This window comes from Sinorhizobium psoraleae, assembly GCF_013283645.1.
Classification (GTDB): domain Bacteria; phylum Pseudomonadota; class Alphaproteobacteria; order Rhizobiales; family Rhizobiaceae; genus Sinorhizobium; species Sinorhizobium psoraleae.
The window spans coordinates 1206160-1222442 of sequence record NZ_JABEKV010000001.1; the positions used below are offsets into that span (position 1 = coordinate 1206160).

Annotated in this window: 15 protein-coding genes; 12 read left to right on the top strand and 3 right to left on the bottom strand. The window is 62.4% G+C overall.

The genetic code is table 11. The features are described from left to right. Positions 1-23 precede the first annotated feature (23 nt). Both xdhA and ILFOPFJJ_RS05550 read right to left on the bottom strand, forming a co-directional pair. Positions 24-1511 carry a xanthine dehydrogenase small subunit gene (xdhA, locus tag ILFOPFJJ_RS05545; protein ID WP_173509528.1) on the bottom strand — a complete coding sequence of 496 codons (1488 nt, stop codon included), beginning with the start codon at positions 1509-1511 and terminating at the stop codon, positions 24-26. Positions 1512-1685: 174 nt separating this feature from the next. Further along, positions 1686-2462, bottom strand: a complete 777-nt coding sequence (locus tag ILFOPFJJ_RS05550; RefSeq protein ID WP_173509529.1) for a 3-hydroxybutyrate dehydrogenase — start codon at positions 2460-2462, stop codon at positions 1686-1688. Between the two features lie 305 nt (positions 2463-2767). Here ILFOPFJJ_RS05550 and glpK point away from each other — a divergent pair, with 305 nt between their 5' ends. From glpK to sbmA, 8 genes are all read left to right on the top strand, one after another. Then, the gene (gene glpK / locus ILFOPFJJ_RS05555; RefSeq protein WP_173509530.1) at positions 2768-4261 is read left to right on the top strand and encodes a glycerol kinase GlpK; all 1494 of its coding nucleotides are present in this window, start codon (positions 2768-2770) and stop codon (positions 4259-4261) included. A gap of 331 nt (positions 4262-4592) precedes the next feature. After that, positions 4593-4916: an ArsR/SmtB family transcription factor gene (locus ILFOPFJJ_RS05560; protein WP_173509531.1), complete on the top strand. Its 324-nt coding sequence runs from the start codon at positions 4593-4595 to the stop codon at positions 4914-4916. After that, positions 4913-5341 carry an SRPBCC family protein gene (locus ILFOPFJJ_RS05565; protein WP_173509532.1) on the top strand — a complete coding sequence of 143 codons (429 nt, stop codon included), beginning with the start codon at positions 4913-4915 and terminating at the stop codon, positions 5339-5341. The genes ILFOPFJJ_RS05560 and ILFOPFJJ_RS05565 overlap by 4 nt, the downstream gene beginning before the upstream one ends. A 71-nt stretch (positions 5342-5412) precedes the next feature. Beyond that, a complete protein-coding gene (locus ILFOPFJJ_RS05570; RefSeq protein ID WP_173509533.1) occupies positions 5413-5640 on the top strand; it encodes a hypothetical protein in 228 nt (75 codons plus the stop codon). Positions 5641-5734: 94 nt separating this feature from the next. Further along, positions 5735-6796, top strand: a complete 1062-nt coding sequence (locus ILFOPFJJ_RS05575; protein ID WP_173509534.1) for an LLM class flavin-dependent oxidoreductase — start codon at positions 5735-5737, stop codon at positions 6794-6796. A gap of 67 nt (positions 6797-6863) precedes the next feature. Then, positions 6864-7613: a type I methionyl aminopeptidase gene (gene map / locus ILFOPFJJ_RS05580; protein WP_173509535.1), complete on the top strand. Its 750-nt coding sequence runs from the start codon at positions 6864-6866 to the stop codon at positions 7611-7613. Between the two features lie 261 nt (positions 7614-7874). Next, on the top strand, positions 7875-9005 hold the full coding sequence (locus ILFOPFJJ_RS05585) for an MFS transporter (RefSeq protein WP_246299536.1): 1131 nt from the start codon (positions 7875-7877) through the stop codon (positions 9003-9005). A 167-nt stretch (positions 9006-9172) separates the two neighbouring features. Next, on the top strand, positions 9173-10435 hold the full coding sequence (gene sbmA / locus ILFOPFJJ_RS05590) for a peptide antibiotic transporter SbmA (protein WP_173509537.1): 1263 nt from the start codon (positions 9173-9175) through the stop codon (positions 10433-10435). 10 nt (positions 10436-10445) lie between these two features. Here sbmA and ILFOPFJJ_RS05595 read toward each other — a convergent pair whose 3' ends face one another. Continuing rightward, entirely contained in the window at positions 10446-11456 is a 1011-nt protein-coding gene (locus ILFOPFJJ_RS05595; RefSeq protein ID WP_173509538.1) for a polysaccharide deacetylase family protein, read from the bottom strand. A 146-nt stretch (positions 11457-11602) separates the two neighbouring features. Between ILFOPFJJ_RS05595 and ILFOPFJJ_RS05600 the strand changes: the two genes are divergently transcribed. The 4 genes from ILFOPFJJ_RS05600 (at position 11603) to bglA (ending at position 16280) form a co-directional block, all read left to right on the top strand. Further along, complete coding sequence (locus ILFOPFJJ_RS05600; protein WP_173509539.1) at positions 11603-12190, top strand: NnrU family protein; 588 nt, start codon at positions 11603-11605, stop codon at positions 12188-12190. 88 nt (positions 12191-12278) lie between these two features. Next, positions 12279-12947 (top strand): tetratricopeptide repeat protein, encoded by a 669-nt coding sequence (locus tag ILFOPFJJ_RS05605; RefSeq protein ID WP_173509540.1) that lies wholly within the window; start codon positions 12279-12281, stop codon positions 12945-12947. Positions 12948-13072: 125 nt separating this feature from the next. Continuing rightward, complete coding sequence (der, locus tag ILFOPFJJ_RS05610; RefSeq protein ID WP_173509541.1) at positions 13073-14506, top strand: ribosome biogenesis GTPase Der; 1434 nt, start codon at positions 13073-13075, stop codon at positions 14504-14506. 124 nt (positions 14507-14630) lie between these two features. Continuing rightward, positions 14631-16280, top strand: coding sequence for a beta-galactosidase BglA (gene bglA, locus ILFOPFJJ_RS05615; RefSeq protein ID WP_173509542.1), 1650 nt, complete (start codon positions 14631-14633; stop codon positions 16278-16280). Positions 16281-16283: the final 3 nt, after the last annotated feature.

Sequence of the window (16283 nt, forward strand, 5' to 3'; positions counted from 1 at the left end):
CCCAGAAAAATCGAAGCTAGCACTCATGCCACCTCCTCGAACCGCCGCAACTGAGCCTTCTCGCCGGTGCTTTCGAGGAAGAAGCGCATCAGCAGGTTCTTTGCCGCCAGCATGCGATAGGCGCTCGTGGCGCGCCAGTCGTTAATCGGCTGGTAGTCGGTATCGAGAGCCGCCTGTGCAGCGCGAATGGTTTCCTCGCTCCAGCGCTGCCCGATGAGGGCAGCTTCCGCGGCCTTCGCGCGCTTCGGCGTGGCGGCCATGCCTCCGTAGGCGATGAGGGCGGTGCGGACGTGATTGTTCTCGTCAAGCGCGACGCGGAAGGCGCCGAGCAGTGCGGAGATGTCCTCGTCGCGGCGCTTGGAGAGCTTGTAGGCGGCGAAGTGGTCACCGTGCAACGCAGGAACGAAGATGCTTTCGACGAATTCGCCCGGCTTGCGATCCTGCCTGCCGTAGGCGATGAAGAAATCCTCGAGCGGCAGCGTGCGTGTGCCGTCCTTCGAACCCAACGTGACCGCTGCCCCGAGGACGATCAGCGGCGGCGGGCTGTCGCCGATCGGCGAGCCGTTGGCGATGTTGCCGCCGATCGTGCCCATGTTGCGGACCTGTTCGCCGCCGATGCGGTCGATGAGTCTGCCGAAGGCTGGGTAGGCGCTGGAGAGGGCGTCGAACGCGGCCGTATAGCTCACGCCGGCGCCGATCGTCAGGCCGGCTTCCGTGCGGTCGATCCGTTGCAGCTCGGCGATGCCGTTGATGAACACCGCCGGATTCAGCGTTCGCATCTGCTTGGTCACCCAGAGACCGACGTCGGTTGCGCCTGCGACGATCGTCGCGGTAGGATGTTCCGAGAGAACGGTGGCGAGACTGGCAGCGTCGGCGGGCACGATTAGACAGTCTTCGCCCTTACCGACAACGATCGTTTCCTGCGGCTGCAAAGCCTTCAGCCGCGCGGTGACCGCTTCCCGGGTGCGCATGATCGGATCGAAAATCGCGGATGGGTGTTCGCGCGCCGCGGCTTCCGCCGCGCGCACGATCGGCTCATAGCCGGTGCAACGACAGAGATTGCCTTGCAGCGCCTTCTCGATCGCGGCTCGGCTCGGGTTGTCGTTCGTCAGCCACAGGCCATAGAGCGACATGACGAAGCCCGGCGTGCAGAAGCCGCATTGTGAGCCGTGAAGATCGACCATTGCCTGCTGCACTGGATGGAGCGTGCCGTCCTTGGCCGCGAGGTGCTCGACGGTCACGACATGCGTCGCGTTCAGCGAACCGACGAAGCGGATGCAGGCGTTGACGCTTTCATAGACGAGCCTTTCGCCGCCCTGGCCGTCCTTCGCGAGGCGGCCGACGAGCACGGTACAAGCGCCACAATCGCCTTCGGCGCAACCTTCCTTGGTCCCGGTCAGCCGGCGCTCCAGCCTGAGAAAGTCGAGCAATGTCGCGGTCGGCGCGACTTCCGAAACGGCGACTTCCGTGTCGTTCAGGATGAAGCGGATGCTGTCGGCTGCCTGTGCCATGCCTGTCATTCCGTGGCTACTGCATGTTTTCTCAATCGTATAACCGATTTAAGGATAAAACATGCAGCAATTCAAAGTGCTGCAGCGTCCTTTGCGCTTCCGATAAGAAGTGCGGCGCTGTAGACCGGCGGAGCGGGGTGCGAGCCGAAAACCGCCCACACTTTTCATCCCGCTCTATTGCGCGGTCCAGCCGCCATCCATCGAGACATGCGTGCCGGTGATCTGCGCGGCATCATCGCTCGCAAGATAGAGCGCCAGCGATGCCACCTGCTCGACGGTGATGAATTTCTTGGTCGGCTGGCCCTTGAGCATCACGTCGTTCACCACCTGCGCCTCGGTAATGCCGCGCGTCCTCGCCTGGTCCGGAATCTGCTTCTCGACAAGCGGTGTCAGTACGTAGCCGGGGCAGATCGAGTTCGCGGTGATGCCGTTTTCCGCGACTTCCAGCGCGACCGTCTTCGTCAAGCCCATGACACCATGCTTGGCCGCCACATAGGCGGACTTGAACGGCGAGGCGACGAGCCCATGCGCGGAGGCGATATTGATGATACGCCCCCAGCCTTTCGCCTTCATGCCCGGGAGAGCGGCGCGGATTGTGTGGAAGGAGGAAGAGAGATTGATGGCAATGATCCGGTCCCATTGTTCGACCGGAAAATCCTCGACCTTCTCGACGTATTGCACGCCGGCATTGTTGACGAGGATATCGACGCCGCCGAAGCGTGCCGCCGCAGTCGCCATCAGATCGGCTATCTCGTCCGGTTTGGTCATGTCAGCCGGATGGTAGATGGCGGTGCCGCTTCCGAGACCGGCGACCTCGTCCGTCACCGCCCTGATCTCGTCCGGCGCCCCGAAGCCGTTCAACACGATATTGGCGCCGGTTTTCGCGAAAGTCTTGGCAATCGCCAGCCCGATGCCGCTCGTCGAACCCGTTATGACCGCAGTTTTCGTCATTCTCGTTCTCTCCCTCGCGATGCCGCCCGATCTCATCGGTTCGAGCGGTTGCGGGCGGAGGCCGCTGCGCCTTCCTCGTTCCGCCCTCGGCCCGGTTCTGCAATGCAACAGCGTCAACCTACGCGGAAAAATATGGGAGTGACAATTGTGTTTTTCAGATTGCCGACGCAGATTTGGCACCGTTCGCAGGGGCGATGAAGTTGCGTTTCGTTTTCGTTTGACATTCGTTTTTTCATCGTATTGAAGTTTTGCGAATGTCGGCTTTGAGGAAGGCGCGACGTCGAGGTAAGGCCGGGGAGGGGCGCATGGGCGAATATATTCTCGCGATCGATCAGGGCACGACATCGAGCCGGGCGATCGTTTTCGACCGCAAGCAGAAGGTCGCCGGCGTCGGCCAGAAGGAATTCAGGCAGCATTTCCCGAAGTCGGGCTGGGTCGAGCACGACCCGGAAGAAATCTGGCAAACGGTTCTCTTCACCGTCAAGGAGGCGATCGGAAACGCGGGTATTTCCGCAAGCGAGATCGCCGCGATCGGCATCACGAACCAGCGCGAGACGGTGGTCGTCTGGGAGCGGGAGACCGGCAAGCCGATCCACAATGCGATCGTCTGGCAGGATCGCCGCACGGCGCCTTTCTGTGAAAAGCTGAAGAAGCAGGGACTCGAAAAGACCTTTGCGAAGAAGACGGGTTTGCTGCTCGATCCCTATTTCTCAGGCACGAAGCTCAACTGGCTGCTTTCGAACGTGAAGGGGGCGCGGGTGCGCGCGGCAAAGGGCGAGCTTTGCTTCGGCACGATCGACACTTTCCTCATCTGGCGGCTCACCGGCGGTAAGTCCTTCGCCACGGACGCGACCAACGCATCGCGCACGCTCCTCTACAACATCGCCGACAATGCCTGGGACGACGACCTGCTCGATATTCTGCGCGTTCCGCGGGCGATGCTGCCAGAGGTCAAGGATTGCGCCGCCGACTTCGGCGTGGCTGATGCAGCGCTCTTCGGGGCGGCGATCCCGATCCTCGGCGTTGCCGGCGACCAGCAGGCGGCGACGATCGGTCAGGCCTGCTTCATGCCCGGCATGCTGAAATCGACCTATGGCACCGGCTGCTTCGCCCTGCTCAACACCGGCAGCGACATCGTCCGCTCAAAGAACCGCCTGCTTACCACCATCGCCTATCGTCTCGATGGCGAAACCACCTACGCGCTCGAGGGTTCGATCTTCGTTGCCGGTGCGGCCGTGCAATGGCTGCGCGATGGTCTCAAGGTGATCAAGGCGGCCCCGGACACCGGCACGCTTGCCGAGAGTGCAGATCCCTCGCAGGACGTCTATCTCGTTCCGGCCTTTACCGGCCTCGGCGCGCCGCACTGGGATCCGGACGCGCGCGGCGCGATCTTCGGCATGACCCGGAACACGGGCCCGGCGGAGTTTGCCCGGGCCGCGCTCGAAGCTGTCTGCTACCAGACCCGAGATCTGCTCGAGGCCATGCACAAGGACTGGCGTAACGGCGGCAAGGAAACGGTGCTGCGGGTCGACGGAGGCATGGTCGCGTCCGACTGGACGATGCAGCGCCTCTCCGATCTGCTCGACGCGCCGGTTGATCGTCCCGTGATTCTCGAGACGACGGCGCTTGGTGTTGCCTGGCTCGCCGGAAGCCGTGCCGGTATTTGGCCAAGCCAGGAGGAGTTCGCGAGGTCCTGGGCGCGCGACCGGCGCTTCGAGCCGACGATGGACGAGGTGACACGCAAGGGGAAGCTCAAGGGCTGGCGCAGCGCGGTCAAGAGGACGTTGATCGCGGCTTAGGTGGCAGCGTTTCGCCTGTGCTTCTGCCGGGCTCGTTTACAAAACGCGTAACGCGGACATCTGCGGATGGCAGCAATAAGGCGCTGCTGCCGAGCATTGATGATTCGATGCATCTCCGATGGGATATGGGAATTTCAAGAATGCCCTTGGTGCTGCTTGCGCAATCCGAACTCCCGGGCATTGCGCGAGAAGGCGCGCCAGGTCTCGGTAACGCCGGCCTGTAGACGGTCGCTTGCTCTATCGAACATCGTCACGTCGGCGGTTGGGACTTGACTCACGTATAGCTCGATAGCTATACGTTGATCAATAGCCAGCAGGGTATCGATCCCAGATGTCGAACACTCACGACATGCTCTTTAGAACGCTTGCCGATCCGACTCGGCGGGCTCTCTTTGAACGCCTATGCCGCGAAGGGGAAAGGACCGTCGGAGCCCTGACGGCGCGGGCCGGGGTCTCGCAACCGGTCGTCTCAAAGCATCTCGGGGTCCTGAAGCAGGCCGGATTGGTGCGCGACCGCCACGAAGGTCGCCACACATACTACAGCGCCCAACTCGGCGCGCTTGCCCCTCTGGTCGACTGGACGAGCCAGATGGCCGGTTTCTGGCAAAGCCGCTTCGACGACCTCGAAGACCTACTGAAAAGGATGGACCAATGAACGAAACGTCCGAAACGCGCTCTGTCGTGGTCGAACGCGAGATCCCTCATCCGCCGGAAAAGATCTGGCGTGCGCTCACCCAGCCACACCTGGTCGAGGAGTGGCTGATGAAGAACGATTTCAAACCTGTCGTGGGCCACCGTTTCAATCTTCGCGGAGACTGGGGTGGAGTATTGGACTGCGAGGTCCTTGCCGTGGAGCCGAACAAAAAGCTGACCTACACCTGGAATTTCGCCCACGAGGATCCGGCTTACGATTTGAAGAGCGTGGTTACTTTCACACTCATCCCAACGAGCACGGGGACCCAGCTGCGCATGGAGCAGTCGGGCTTCCGACCGGAACAGCGGCAGGCGTACGGAGGCGCCAACGCGGGATGGCAGCAGTTCCTTGCGAATCTGGAGCAGGTCCTGGCGAGGATGGATTGAAGTCTGCCGCACCGTCCGAAATGGGCCCGTGAGGCCCGATTCACTGCGCTTCATGCTAGTGGGAGGTCTCAATGAACTGGAATATGTGGATTCGGCAAATCCACCGCTGGTTGTCCATCGCCTTCACGGTGACCGTGATCGCCAACTTCGTCACCATGGGCCTGGGGGAGCCTCCTGTCTGGGTGGTCTATTCGCCACTGCTCCCGCTCTTCCTGCTGCTGTTCACCGGCCTCTACATGTTCATGTTGCCGTACGCTATGAAGTGGCGTGGCGGTCGGCCTACTGCTGCAATGAAGTGAACACTCCCGTTGGAAACGGTGCGTTTCCTCAACGCGCATTTGCGGCTCGATGTGATGCCAACTATTTCTGTGCAAACAGCAACAGGAAGGCATCATGGAACTCGGGCTTTACACATTCGCGGACGTCGATCCCAATGCGATCGACAAGGGTGCCGAAGGACGGAGACGCCTCGCCAACCTCCTTGAAGAGATTGAGCTTGCCGACCAGGTCGGGCTCGATGTCTTCGGGCTCGGCGAGCATCACCGGCCGGACTATGCGGCCTCGGCGCCGGCAGTCATCCTGGCAGCCGCTGCGTCCCGCACAGCCAAGATCCGGTTGAGCAGCGCGGTAACGGTGCTGAGCTCGGACGATCCGGTACGGGTCTTCCAGCAGTTTTCAACGCTCGACCTCCTCTCCAACGGCCGCGCCGAGATCATGGCGGGCCGAGGCTCCTTCATCGAGTCCTTCCCGCTCTTCGGCCAGTCGCTCGACGACTATGACCAGCTCTTCTCCGAAAAGCTGGATTTGCTGCTGGCGATCCGGGAGACCGAGAAAGTCACCTGGTCGGGCGAGTTGCGTCCGCCGATCAACGACCGTGGCGTCTATCCGCGTCCGCTGCAGGATCCGCTGCCGCTCTGGATCGCCGTCGGCGGCACGCCGCAGTCGGTCGCTCGGGCCGGCGCGCTCGGCTTGCCGATGGCGCTTGCCATCATCGGCGGCGAACCCCGCCGTTTCGCGCCGCTCTTCGATCTCTATCGCGAGGCGGCGCGCCGCGCCGGTCAGGACGTCGCGAAGCTGAAGACGAGCATCAATGTTCACGGCTTCATCGCCGACACGACGGAGAAGGCGGCTGACCAGTTCTACGGACCGCAGGCGGAAGTCATGAACCGGATCGGCCGTGAACGTGGCTGGGGACCGACGAACCGCGCCCACTTCGACCAGGCGCGCAGCGCGACCGGCAATCTCTTCCTCGGCGATCCCGAAACCGTGGCCGAGAAGATCGTCGCGCACCAGAAGCTGTTCCGCAACGACCGCTTCCTGCTGCAGATGGCAATCGGTCCGATGCCGCATGACCAGATCATGCGTGGCATCGAGCTTTATGGAACCAGGGTGGCGCCGCTGGTCAGGAAGGCGTTGGCCGAGGAAGGCGAGCGGTCTCAACCAGCGAGCGCGTGAGTGCGCACCGCCGACGCTGGAATATTCGGCTTCGACACGCTACATCTACGCGCGAAAGCGAGACACCATGACCCTCAACAATGATGAAGACCTGCTCCGATTGAAGGAGATCGGCCGCATCTGCGCCAATGCGCTCCAGGCAATGGGCGAGGCGCTTGAACCCGGCATCACGACGGCGGAACTCGATGCGATCGGCCGCAAGGTTCTGGAGGATGCCGGCGCGCGCTCGGCGCCGGAGCTCTGCTACCGCTTTCCCGGCGCGACCTGCATCAGCGTCAACGAGGAGATCGCCCATGGCATTCCGGGCACCCGCGTGATCCGCGCCGGCGACCTCGTCAACATCGATGTTTCGGCCGAGAAGGACGGCATCTTCGCCGATACCGGCGCTTCCTTTCCGGTGTCGCCGGTGACCGCAGCAGTCGACAGGCTTTGCCGTGATGGCAGGCGCGCCATGTGGGTCGGATTGAAGCAGGTACGTCCGGGTCAATCCCTGGCGGCGATCGGCAATGCCATCGGCGACTTTGCCCGTAAGAACCGCTATTCGCTCGTGACCAACCTTGCGAGCCACGGCATCGGCCGTTCGCTGCATGAAGAGCCGGGCGAGATCGCCACCTGGCCGGACCCGTCCGAGCGGCGACACATGACCGATGGCATGGTTTTCACCGTGGAGCCGTTCTTGTCGACGGGCGCCCACTGGGCGGAAGGCGGAGACGATGACTGGACGCTCTACAGCGAGCCGCGCGCTCCGACGGTGCAGTATGAACATACCGTCGTCGTCACGCGCGGCGGGCCGCTGGTCGTGACTTTGCCGGGCTGACGCTCGCCCGATCCCGTGGACCGTTCGATTCCTTCAATAGGACCTTCAATTATAGTCATTTGTCGTCTTCTTGCTGCGGTGCAATAAGAGACCATGAGCACGCTTCACAAAATGCCGGACCGCGATCATCTCTCTGCGAAGCAAACCGGTGGCGGCTTTCATGACGTGAAGCACCGCGGGGGCGAAGAGACGCCGTCGTCCATCGCGTATCCAGCCCCAAGCGGCAACCTCGCGGCAACGGCGGTTGCCGGCGCCATTGCCATGGCGGTTGCCATGGGCTTCGGCCGGTTTTCCTACACGCCGATTCTCCCGGCGATGATGGCGGATGCGGGGCTCTCGCCGCGGGACGCTGGGCTGATTGCGTCGGCGAATTTCGTTGGCTATCTCGCTGGCGCCGTGCTTGCGGCCTATGGCTGGGCTCATGGTCGCGAACGGTGGATCGGCCTCGCCGCGCTCGCGGCGACGACGCTGTTGCTCGCCGCCATGGGGATGACATCCTCCGTGCTCGCTTACTCGGTCATTCGTTTCATCGCCGGCCTCGCCAGCGCCTTTGCGATGATCTTCATATCGGGAATCGTGCTGGGCGAGGGGCTGCGCGCCAGATCGGAGCATGTGCCGTCGGTGCATTTCGGTGGCGTCGGCCTCGGCATCGCCCTTTCCTCGATCTGTGTCTGGGCCGCGCCGCTTGCGGCCGCCGGCTTCTCCACGTCGCAAGGAGACTGGTTCACCGGTGCGCTGGTCGCGCTTGTGGGCACGATCGTCGTGGGGGCGCTGCTGCCGCGCGGTCATCTCGCTGCGAGCGGGGGGAAACGCGAAGGGCCGCTGACGTGGACGCGGCCGTTGACGGTCGTGACGCTCAGCTACGGCTTCTTCGGCTTTGGCTATGTGATCACCGCCACGTTTCTCGTCGCCATGGCCCGGGATGCCAGCGGCGGTCACAGCGTCGAATTCCTCGCTTGGCTGCTGACGGGCGCGAGTGCCGCAGTCTCGATTTACCTCTGGCGCTTTGCCGTGCCGCGCTTCGGGCTTGCGGGCGTCTACGCCATCGGCCTGCTGGTGGAAGCCGCCGGGCTGGTTCTGACCGTGTCGTTGCCCTTGCCCTTCGCTCCGCTCGTAGGCGGCTTGATGCTCGGCGCTACCTTCATGATGATCACAGCTTACGGCCTGCAGATCGGCCGGCGCCTTGCCCCGGAAAGCCCGCGCCGGGCGCTTGCCTTGATGACCGCAGCCTTCGGCATCGGCCAGATCGTCGGGCCGCTCGTCGCCGGTTGGCTTGCCGAACGGACCGGCGATTTTACCTTGCCGACGCTGGTCGCGGCCGTAGTGCTGTTTTGCTGCGGAACCGTAGTCGTGCTTGAACTTCGCAAGATCAGCGCCGCCCTGGAACGCTGATATTCGCCGCCGTTCGGTTGATTTTGCGGAAAATTGTGAACAAGCGCAGCTTGATGAAATAACAGTAACATTCACATTACCTAATTGTTGCCTAGGGCGATTTGCCCTAGTTTCGGCACATCAGGGGGCAAGTCATTGTCCCTCATCAGAAGCGAGAGTGCCGCACCTTGTTCCAATCCTTTTTCCCCAAGCCGAAGCAATTCTTCATTTCCGTCACCGTATGGTCGCTGTTAACCATTGCCTTCTGGTATAGCTGGGGCGAAAGCATGGGAGCAGCTTTTGGGCTCCCGCCATTGGCGATTGACGCGCCGCCCATTGTCGGCATTTCCGCGTTCTGGTCGCCGGCCTTCCTGTGGTTTTACATCTACTTTGCCGTCATCGTCGGGCTTTTCACCGCGTTCTGGTACGTCTATTCGCCGCATCGTTGGCAGACCTGGTCTATCCTGGGGTCGGCTCTGATCCTTTTCGTCACCTATTTCCAGGTTCAGGTGAGTGTCGCGATCAACAACTGGTACGGCCCCTTCTGGGACCTGGTGCAGGCAGCGGTTTCGAAGTCGGCAGTGGTGACCGCCGAGCAGTTCTACGGCGAGATCGCCACCTTCCTGGCGATTGCAATGGTGGCCGTCGCTGTTGCGGTCATGACGCGCTTCTTCGTCAGCCATTACATCTTCCGCTGGCGCACCGCGATGAACGAATATTACATGGACAACTGGGGCAGGCTTCGCCATATCGAAGGTGCCTCGCAGCGCGTCCAGGAAGACACGATGCGTTTCTCGACCACCGTCGAGGGGCTCGGCGTCAGCCTGATCGACAGCGTCATGACGCTGATCGCGTTTACGCCGGTGCTGATCCGACTGTCGGCCAACGTCACGGAGCTTCCGATCGTCGGCATCATTCCCTATCCGCTGGTAACGGCCGCCGTGCTCTGGTCGCTGTTCGGCACGGTGTTCCTGGCTCTCGTCGGCATCAAGCTGCCGGGGCTGGAGTTCCGCAATCAGCGCGTGGAGGCCGCCTATCGTAAGGAACTCGTCTACGGCGAGGATCACGCCGACCGCGCCCAGCCGCCGACGGTCGCCGATCTGTTCGACAATGTCCGCCGGAACTATTTCCGGCTTTACTTCCACTATCTCTATTTCAATATCGCCCGCATCTTCTACCTGCAGATCAACAACATCTTCTCGTTGCTGATCCTGGCTCCGTCGATCATCGCCGGCAAGATTTCCCTCGGCGCCCTGAACCAGATTTCCGGTGCATTCGGCCAGGTAACGTCTTCGTTCCAGTATCTCGTCAACTCGTGGCCGACGATTGTCGAACTGCTCTCGATCTACAAGCGCTTGCGCGCCTTCGAAGCGATCCTCGACGAGGAGCCGCTGCCGGAGATCGATCAGCAGTTCATCGAGGTCGGCGGCAAGGAAGAACTGGCGCTCTGAAGGACGGCAATCAGAAGGCGGAGCGATCCGCCTTCTTTTTTGCGTCCTCGATAAGGGGATGCGCCTCCGCGTAGCTGACGCAGGCGACATCCGGCTTGCCGCAGGTCTCGGTCAGGAACCGGTCAAGCGCGCGCCAATAGGCGCCGCCATTCATCTCGACGAAATGGAAGCCGAGCTGAAGTGGAACGCGGCCGCCGTCATATTCCTTGCGGAAAGCCTCGCGGTAGGCCGCAAGCGTCCGTTCTTCGAAGACCGCGCTGTTCTTCTTGTTTTCGACGCCCATCGAATGACGGACGAAGAGATTGTAATCCATGCCGATCACCGGCCGATGCGACGGGCCTTCGGGAATGAGGGGCAGGCCGAAACGCGGCAGGCCGTCCTGCACCGACGGCCAGCCGGGGCCTTTGGTGACGAGGCTTGCGTCATAGGTGAAGCCGAACGCCTTCAGCGCCGGCAGCAGACCGTCGCTCAATGAGAGATAGGGCGCGCGGAAGCCCTTGATGCCGGTTCGCGCAAAGTCCGCCCAGCCTTGCGGCTCGGCTTCCGCCTTGCCGGCCTTCTTCCAGGCGCCGGCCACTGCCTCGCGGAACGCAGTGAATTCGCGCTGCCAATCGGTCTCGCTCCAGCCCTTCCCGTCGAAATGGCCGCATGCGTGGCTGCCGATATCGTGTCCTTCGAGGCGAGCATGCCAGATATGGCCGGCGCGAACAGCGATCTCCTCGCGGCTTTGCGCAAAGCCGACATTGGAGCGTCCCGCCTTCTGCCCCGGCGCCTTGTAGATCTCTTTTCCGTCGGCCTTCGTCATCAGGAAGGTGCAGGAAAGGAAATAGGTGAAGTGGGCGCCGGTGCGCTTTGCCAGGGCGAGGCTCTTCTCCCAGAGCGCATTGTCATGCGCGCCGTCGAACGAGACGATCACGAGCTGCTTGTTCGCCGGCGCCGCTGCCTCGGGTGTCGGAGGCGGGGCGGCTGCTGCGAGGACGGGAAAGAGACAAAGGGAGAGCGTAAGGGCGTTGCGGGTCATTTCCGGGGCATCTTGGGAGAATCAGTAAAGGATTTGTTCGTGTCGTCCCTTCTTCAACAATGCGGCAATCCTTTGATCCATCTGGCAATTCGCGATCGATACCGCTATGCCTTGGTAAACAAATGGATAATTGCGGCGGGTAAAACATGGCGCTTCTGGTTCTAGGCATTGTGATCTTTATGGGCATCCACCTCGTTCGAAGCTTCGCGCCCGGCGTTCGCGCAGCGGTGATCGAGCGAAGCGGTGTCGGAACCTGGCACGCGATCCACGCGATCTCGGCGATCGTCGGCCTCGGTCTTATCGCCGTTGGCTTCGACCAGGCGCGCGCGACGACCGGTGTCCTCTACACGCCGCCGGTCTTCCTTGCTCATATCGCCCTGACACTGATGCTGATCGCCTGCATCTCTCTCGCCGCCGCCTTCCTGCCGCCCGGCAAGATCCGCGTCGTAACCAAGCACCCGGCCATTCTCGCCATCAAGATCTGGGCGCTTGCTCATTTGCTTGCCAACGGCGAGACGTCCTCGGTCCTGCTCTTCGGCGCCTTCCTGGCCTGGGGCGTCATTCTCCGGATATCGATGAAGAAGCGCTGGCGGGCCGGCGAGATCAGCTATCCGACCTTTGTTTCCTATCGCTACGATGTCGGCGCGATCCTGATCGGCGCGGCGCTCTTCGTTGCAATTGTCTGGAAGCTGCACGAACTGGTGATCGGCGTAGCACCCATCGCCATCGGCTAAATGATCTTCTCCCCCTTACAAGCGGCGCAAAATCGGGTAGAAGGCGCAAAATTCTCAGCATGAAGGCCGGGCAGCCGGAACACAGGACATGGCGAACCAAGACGACAGCTTTATCCGCGAGGTCAATGAGGAACTCCGTTCGGACCAGATGAAAGCCATCTGGACGCGCTTCGGCGGGCTGATCGTTGCGCTGGCCGCCCTGATCGTTCTGGGCACCGTCGGCAAGGTCGGCTACGATTACTGGCAGGAAACGTCCTCGTCGCGGTCCGGCGATGCTTTCCTCGCCGCGCTCAATCTCGCCCGCGAGAACAAGTCGGACGAGGCCTTTGCGGCGCTGACCACTCTGGAGAAGGACGGCTACGGCTCCTATCCCGTACTAGCGCGGCTCAGGACCGCAACCCTGCAGGCGCAGAAGGGCGAGACCGATGCGGCGATCGCCGCCTTCTCCGACATCGGCAAGGATACCCGCATTCCGCCGGCGCTGCGCGATGCGGCGCGCCTGCGCGCGGCCTATCTGCTCGTCGACAACGGAACCTACGAGCAGGTGTCGTCCGAGGTCGAGCAACTGGCAGTTCCGCAAAACACGATGCGCCATTCTGCCCGCGAAGCGCTCGGTCTTGCCGCTTACAAGGCAGGCGACTTCGCCAGGGCGAAGAGCTGGTTCCAGCAAATCACAGACGACAAGGAGAGCCCGCGCGGCGTCATGGGTCGTGCGCAGATGCTGCTTGACGTAATCGCTGCGGGCGGCAAAGCCTAGCGCATCGGCCCGAAAATCGGACCCGATTTTCGGAAAGCACGATGCGTAGACTCAAAGAGTTACAGCGTCCTTTGTGCGTCCTAAAGGACGCACGGCGCTGTAAGAGCGGAAACGGATATTTCAAGATGAGCTTTACCGTCGCCATCGTCGGGCGCCCCAATGTCGGCAAGTCCACCTTGTTCAACCGCCTGGTTGGCAAGAAGCTGGCGCTCGTCGACGATACGCCGGGCGTCACCCGCGACCGCCGTCCAGGCGACGCCAAGCTCGTCGATCTCAAGTTTCGTATCATCGATACGGCCGGTCTCGAACAGTCGGCGCCCGAGAGCCTGCAGGGCCGCATGTGGGCGCAGACCGAGGCGGCGATCGACGAGGCCGACCTTTCGCTTTTCGTGATCGATGCGAAGGCTGGATTGACGCCCGCCGACGAAACGCTCGCCGAAATGCTGCGTCGCCGCGGCAAGCCGGTCATCGTCGTCGCCAACAAGGCCGAAGCGCGCGGCTCCGATGGCGGCTTCTACGACGCCTTCACGCTCGGTCTCGGCGATCCTTGCCCGATCTCGGCCGAACATGGCGAGGGCATGCTCGACCTGCGCGACGCGATCGTTGCCGCGCTCGGCGAGGAGAGGGCATTTCCGCCGAAGGACGACGTGGCGGTAACCGACGTCGATATCCGCCCGACCGCTCCGGGCGAGGGGGCGGAGGACGAGGACGCAGAGCCCGCCTACGACGAAACGAAGCCGCTGCGCGTGGCGATCGTCGGCCGGCCGAATGCCGGCAAGTCGACGCTGATCAACCGCTTCCTCGGCGAGGACCGGCTGCTGACCGGGCCAGAGGCAGGCATCACCCGCGATTCGATCTCCGTCGAATGGCAATGGCGCGGCCGGACGATCAAGATGTTCGATACGGCCGGCATGCGCCGTAAGGCAAAGGTCCAGGAAAAGCTCGAAAAGCTCTCGGTCGCCGATGCGCTGAGGGCGATCCGCTTTGCCGAGACCGTCGTCGTCGTTTTCGACGCCACGATCCCATTCGAGAAGCAGGACCTGCAGATCGTCGACTTGGTGCTTCGCGAAGGGCGGGCGGCTGTGCTCGCCTTCAACAAATGGGATCTGGTCGAGGATTGGCAGGCGGTTCTGGCCGATCTTCGTGAAAAGACCGAGCGCCTCTTGCCGCAGGCACGCGGCATCCGCGCGGTACCGATTTCCGGCCATACGGGCTATGGCCTCGACCGGCTGATGCAGGCGATCATCGACACCGACAAGGTGTGGAACCGGCGCATCTCCACGGCGCGGCTCAACCGCTGGCTCGAAGCGCAACAGGTACAGCATCCGCCGCCGGCCGTTTCCGGCCGCCGGCTCAAGCTCAAATACATGACGCAGGTGAAGGCCCGTCCGCCGGGCTTCATGATTTCCTGCACGCGTCCCGATGCGCTGCCGGAATCCTACACCCGATATCTCATCAACGGGCTTCGTAACGATTTCGACTTGCCCGGTGTGCCGATCCGCGTGCATTTCCGAGCGTCGGAGAATCCTTACGAATCGAAGGCACGCAAGAAGCGCTGACCGCCTGACCGGTCATCGAAACGGTGGATTGTCTTGCCGGCGGCGAACGGGACGATCGTCGTTTACTCGAAGAATTCCCAAATATACATCTGCATGGGGACAGCCGAAACGAGGGGATTCGCCGATGGCGACAGCATCGAGGTCAGGTGACGACTGGTGGCGCGGCGCGGTGATCTACCAGGTCTATCCGCGCTCCTTCCAGGACACCGACGGCGACGGCATTGGTGATCTTCGCGGCGTCACGCGGCGACTTCCGCATATCGCCTCGCTCGGCGTCGACGCGATCTGGCTGTCGCCCTTCTTCACCTCGCCGCAGGCCGACATGGGCTATGATGTCTCCGACTATTGCGGCGTCGATCCGATGTTCGGCACGCTTGCCGATTTCGACGCCATGCTGGCCGAAGCGCATCGCCTCGGGCTGAAAGTGATCATCGATCAGGTCATTTCGCACAGCTCGGACCGCCATCCTTGGTTCGTCGAGAGCCGGTCGAGCAGAAGCAATTCCAAGGCTGACTGGTACGTCTGGGCGGATCCGAAGCCGGATGGGACGGCGCCGAACAACTGGCTTTCGATTTTCGGCGGCCCGGCCTGGGAATGGGACGGCGTGCGCAAGCAATATTACATGCACAATTTCCTCTCGTCGCAGCCGGATCTGAATTTCCACAATCCGGAGGTCCAGGAAGCCCTGCTGTCGACCGTCCGCTTCTGGCTGGACCGGGGCGTCGACGGCTTCCGACTCGATACCGTGAACTTCTATTTCCACGACCGGCATCTGCGCGACAATCCTCCGCTCGTTCCCGATCCCGAGGCGACCAGCAACGATGCGCCGGACGTCAACCCCTACGGCATGCAGGACCATCTCCACGATAAGAGCCAGCCGGAAAACATCGCCTTCCTCACGAGGCTGCGGGCGTTGCTCGATGAATATGGCGGCCGCACCACGGTGGGCGAAGTGGGGGACGGTGCCCGTTCGCTGAAGACGGTCGCCGCCTATACCAGCGGCGGCGACAAGCTGCACATGTGCTACACCTTCGATCTTCTCGGACCGGAGTTCACCGCAACGCATATCCGCCGATGCGTCGAGAACTTCCAGGCCGTGGTGACCGACGGCTGGGTCTGTTGGGCCTTCTCCAACCACGATGTCATGCGCCATGTCAGCCGCTTCGTGCGGGATGAGGCGGAGAGGGAGCGGGTGGCGAAACTGGCGATCTCGCTGCTTTCGGCCCTGCGCGGCTCCATCTGTCTCTATCAGGGCGAGGAACTGGGCCTGCCGGAGGCAGAACTTGCCTTCGAGGAACTGCGCGATCCCTACGGAATCCGCTTCTGGCCGGCCTTTAAAGGCCGTGACGGTTGCCGCACGCCGATGGTCTGGGAGGGGGATCTCGCCAACGCCGGATTTTCCGCTGGGATCCCCTGGCTGCCGGTGCGCGGCGAACAGCGGATGCTGGCCGTCGATGCGCAGGAAAACATCTCGGGATCGGTCCTGGAACATTATCGCTCTACGCTCGCCTTCCGGCGCCTGCACGCACCGCTTCTCGACGGCGACATGGGGTTTGTTGCCTCCAATCAGGACATTCTGGCCTTCATACGGGAGAAGGACGGTGAGCGGCTGCTCTTCGTCTTCAATCTCACACGGGAGCCGCAGACCGTTCAGCTTTCGACCGGAACGACTGTCGCAGAGGTGCTGCCGATGCCCGGATTTGCGCCCGCCTTCGCAGAGAGCGCAATCATGCTCTCCGGCCTCGACGTCTTTTGTGGCAGGCTGCGAGCCTGAGGC